2 protein-coding genes and 1 pseudogene are annotated in these 4396 nt (G+C 70.2%); 2 read left to right on the top strand and 1 reads right to left on the bottom strand.

What is annotated here, in order from left to right:
• Both QZV94_RS19545 and QZV94_RS19550 read left to right on the top strand, forming a co-directional pair.
• Nucleotides 1–310 (top strand): hypothetical protein (locus QZV94_RS19545; RefSeq protein ID WP_293680735.1); only part of this gene is annotated, 310 nt, incomplete at its 5' end.
• Nucleotides 286–3111 (top strand): filamentous hemagglutinin N-terminal domain-containing protein, encoded by a 2826-nt coding sequence (locus tag QZV94_RS19550; protein WP_293680737.1) that lies wholly within the window; start codon nucleotides 286–288, stop codon nucleotides 3109–3111. The genes QZV94_RS19545 and QZV94_RS19550, both read left to right, overlap by 25 nt.
• 1 nt (nucleotide 3112) lies before the next feature.
• Here the strand turns inward: QZV94_RS19550 and QZV94_RS19555 are convergent.
• Nucleotides 3113–4396 (bottom strand): annotated as a pseudogene (locus QZV94_RS19555) (hypothetical protein); the annotation flags it as partial.

Consider the following 4396-nt stretch of genomic DNA (forward strand, 5'->3'; position numbering starts at 1 on the left):
GGTTCAAGGCCCACTGAGTGGATTGGTGACCTTCGGGCCGGGGGCGGCCGAAGCCATGCTCACGGTCCTGATCGGCGGCGATACCTCGCCGGAAGACAATGAGACCTTCCTCGTGACCCTGGGGGGTGGCGATTTCAACAACCTGACCCTCAGCGGCGTGGTCATGAACGACGATCTCGGGGCGGGAGCCGCCCCGCAGGCCGCGGCGCCTTCCGGCCTCGGTTCGCCCGTAGACATGGGCGGCGAGCCGGGCTGGTTCCTGCAGAATCTGACGGGAGGATCCCTGTGGGGCGGCGTCGGCGGCCTCTAGCCCTGAGCCCGGGTGACCCTTCCAGCAACAGGCTTCGCCGCCGGCTGCTGGCCGCAAGCGCCTTCGCCGTCGCTGCACTCGCGCCGGGACTGACGCTCGCCCAGCTTACGCCCGACCCCACCGGAACCGCATTCAGCGCCGGCGGCCAGGCGCCTTCGATCACCCAGTCGGCGGGCGGCGCCGACATCAGCCTCGGCGCGCCGCGGACCATACTCACCTGGTCGAGCTTCGCCTTGGGTTCCGACCAGAGCGTCGTCTACCGGTTCCAGGACAAGAGCTGGATCGTCCTCAACAGGGTCGCCGGCCAAGCGCTCATCAATGGACAGATCGAGTCCGTGGTTAGTTCGCAGCGGGGCGCGGGCAACGTCTGGTTTTCGGCCCCGGGCGGGGTGGTGTTCGGTCCCAATGCGCAGGTGAACGTCGGCGGCTTGCTCGCAACGCCGGCGACAGTGGCCCAGGGCGCCTTTCTCGACCCGAACAACCTCGACATCGCCTTCACGGGCGGCGGCGACGGCGCCGTTGAGCTACGGGCCGGCGCCGAGCTGCGCGCGACGGGCGGAGCCCTGGCGCTGGTGGCCGGCTCGGTCACGGCGGACGCCGGCAGCCAGGTCACCAGCGCCGGCGCCTCGACGGTGCTCTACGGTGCGACCAGCGACTTCACGGTGCGCTTCGGCATCCAGGCCGGCGACCTGGACCTGCTCGACTTCATCGTCCCGGCCGGCGGCGGCACGAGCCTGGCTACCCCGCTGACGCTGCGCGGAGAGACGGTGGGCGCCAACGTCTTCCTGGCCGTCGTCAACCGCGCCGAGGTGGCGAGCGCCGTGATCAATGCGCCCGGTCTGATTTCGGCTCAGTCGGCCACGGCCGAGCGCGGCGACGTAGTGCTCGCCGCCGGCGTCAGTATCGTGAACCGCCAGCCCGGAGCGACACGGCTCAACAGCACCACCGAGACGACGGCCAATTTCGGGGTGCTCTCGGCCCAGCGCGACCTGTTAGGCGGCTTCTCCTCGCCGAGCGCCGTGAGCGGCCTCCAACTGGCCGCGGGCCGCGACCTGGGCCTGGCGGTCTCCAGCCTCGACGTGGGCTCGCTGAACGCAGGCCGCCTGCTGGTGGTGGACGCCGCCCGCAGCCTGACCATCCGCAACAGCGCCTCGGCGGCCTCGGCGGCAACCCTTCGGACAACAGGCGCGCTCACGGTAGGCGCAGGCAGTGGGGCGATCAACGCGATCGGCCGGCTCCAGATCGATGCCGGATCGCTGCGCGCCGGCCAGTTGAGTTCCGGACGCAACGTGGTGATCAACGCCAGCGGCGTCGGGCCCGGCGACGGCGCCGCGGTTGTGCTCGGCTCGATCGTCGCGGACGACGACATATCCGTCACCACCGCCAGCGCCGCGGGCCACATCGTGCTCGGCTCGGCGCGGGCCACTGGGGCGCGCAACGATGAGGGACCGGTCGGGCGCAACCTTATCCTGACGGCGCGCGGCGCCGAGGCCGATGTCACCTACGGTGCGGCGGGCGGGTCGCCGCTGGTCGGCGTCACCAAGGCCGGCTTCTCCGCCGGGCGCGATGTGACGGCGAACGTCTCGGGATTGCTGACCCTGGCCGGCGGCTCGGCCGGGCGGACCTTCACGGTGCGAGCCGGCGACCTCGACATCACCGGGATCGTAAGCGCCCCCGATATCCGCATCGAGTCCCTGGCAGGCGCCCTGACGCTGGGCGGCGGGTCCGGCGGCGGCGGCGGCCTCTCCGCGGGACTGGAGGGGCTGCGGATCACGGACGCAGAGTTCCAGTTCCTGCGGGCGAGCGAGACGGCGGGCTTCTACGCCGGCGCGACGGGCGGCGTCGTCCGCGGCGACCTCACGGTCCAGACGCTGCATCTCGATCCGGCCAACACACCCAACCTGTTCCTGGGGGCAGGTCCAGCCAATGCGGTGATGGTGACCGGTGACCTGGCGCCCGGCGCCCAGGGCGGCGCGGTCACGATCGGGGCGGATAGCGCCGACAGCGGCTGGCAGCCCGGCCGCATCCTCGTGACCGGCTCCATCGGCGTGGCGCAGGGTTCCACGAACACCGGCTTCATCGACGTCCATGCGCTGGGCGAAACCCACCTGAACGCCGGATCCGAGATCATCCTGGGCTCGCCGCGGTTCGTCGCCCTGGTGACGGGCGCCCCGGCGGACCAGGTCGACATCGCCAACGACAGGCCGGCCGGCGTCGCGCCCACGCCGGCAGAGCAGAACAAGATCTGGATCACCACCGGAGAGCTGACCATGTCGGCCTCCGCGCGGATCCTGATGCAGAACACCGGCTCGCGGACCCAGCCCAACGGGGTCTTGATCGACGGCACGATCCCCGGCGCGCCGCCCGGCCAGTCCCCCAGGCTGTCGCTCAGCACCATGGGGATGGTCGACGTGTTCGGGACGTTTCGCGACGCCGACGGCGTGACGCAGGGCGGTCTCGGCGCAGGCCTCACGCCCGCGTTGAGCGTCTCCGGCGACGCCGTGACCGGCGCCGAGAACATGCCGGTGATCCGCTTCAACGGCCTGGACGTCACCGCCACCAACAGCCCCGGTGGCGCCCGGTCCAGCCTGACGATCGACACGCGGCTGCAGATGATCGCCCAACGTCAGGACAGCGCGCTGACCGGGCCGACCGACGCCGAGGTGAGCGGCCCCCCGGCCACCCCGCCGTTGATAGCGCCGGTCGGGCCGGACGAAGAGACGATCGACGAGGACACCGTGCAGGTGGGCACGGGCAGCTACGAGATCTGGCGGCGGAAGTCGAAGAAGCCCGCCCGCTAGTCTAAGCCCCGAAGATCGAGCCCGGCGGCAGGCTGGACATCTGGATACCCACCAGCACCACCTGACCGGCATTCATCATCACCACCGTGTCCCCGCCCACCTGCAGGAGTGTGAACTGGGTGCCGGGGTCCAGGAGGACGCGGTCGCCCTCGGCGACGCTGAAATCCAGCACCCGGTCGATCCCGGCGTCGCTGGAAGAGTGGAACAGGTCCGCCCCGAGGCCGCCGGTCATGGTGTCGTCGCCGCGGTCGCCTGAGACGAAGTCGTCGCCAGCCCCGCCGGCCAGCGTGTCGTTCCCCTGCCCGCCCCGGACGATGTCGGCGCCATCGTCGCCGTTGCATGTGTCCGCGCCCAGGTTGCCGTAGACATAGTCGATGCCGCTCCCGCCGAAGAGCAGGTCGTTGTCCTTGCCGCCCACGCAGAAGTCGTCGCTCGCCCCGGTGGCGACGGTGTCGTTGCCCATGTTGCCATTGAGGTCGTCGAAGGCCGCGCCGCCGATCAGGCTGTCATCGCCCTCGTCGCCCCGCAGGTAGTTGCCCGCGGCGCCCGCCGAACCGCCATCGATGGTGTCGTTGCCGATCGCGCCGAAGACCCGGTCCGACCCCGCCCCGCCGGCGATGCTGTTGGCCGCGGCGTTGCCCGCCACCGTGTCGTCGCCGGACCCCGCCAGCACGTTCTCCAGCACCGTGTCGGTGGTCGTCGCCAGGTTATTGGACCAGGTGTAGGTGGTCGGGCGGTTGATGTAGTCGGCGATGAAACTGGCCGAGAAATCCGGGAATGCGGCCTGCCAGAAATCGATCTGCGCCTGGATCGAGTAGAAGCCGACGCTCGAGAAGGCGCCCGGCGTGAGGTCGATGTCCGACGGGCGGCTGTGCTCGGTCAGATCGAGTGTGTCGAGGCCGCCCTGGTCCACGAGGGTCGCCATGAACGGCACGTCCTCGTCGACCGTGTAGGTCGTCGCGGCCAGCGCGATGTCGTCTGCGGCGCCGTAGATGCCCTGCATGGCGATGATGTCCAACTGCATCGGCGTGCTCGGCTGCACGATGAAGGTGTTGGCGACCAGGCTGCCGCCCTCCAGTCCGAAGAACCGGAGGCTGCTGTCGGCAAAGTCCGTGTAGGACATCACCGTATAGCGGGTGGTGTCGAACTCCGTGGGCAAGGGCGTGTCTTCGAAAGGGTGCTTCAGGCCCAGCGCGTGGCCGAGTTCGTGCAGCAGCGTCGCGTAAAGAAAGCCGCCCGGCCCGAACTCGTCGGTCCTGTACTCCTCGTCGATCCAGATATCGCC

Origin of the sequence: uncultured Phenylobacterium sp. (genome assembly GCF_902826855.1) — a bacterium.
Taxonomy (GTDB): domain Bacteria; phylum Pseudomonadota; class Alphaproteobacteria; order Caulobacterales; family Caulobacteraceae; genus Phenylobacterium.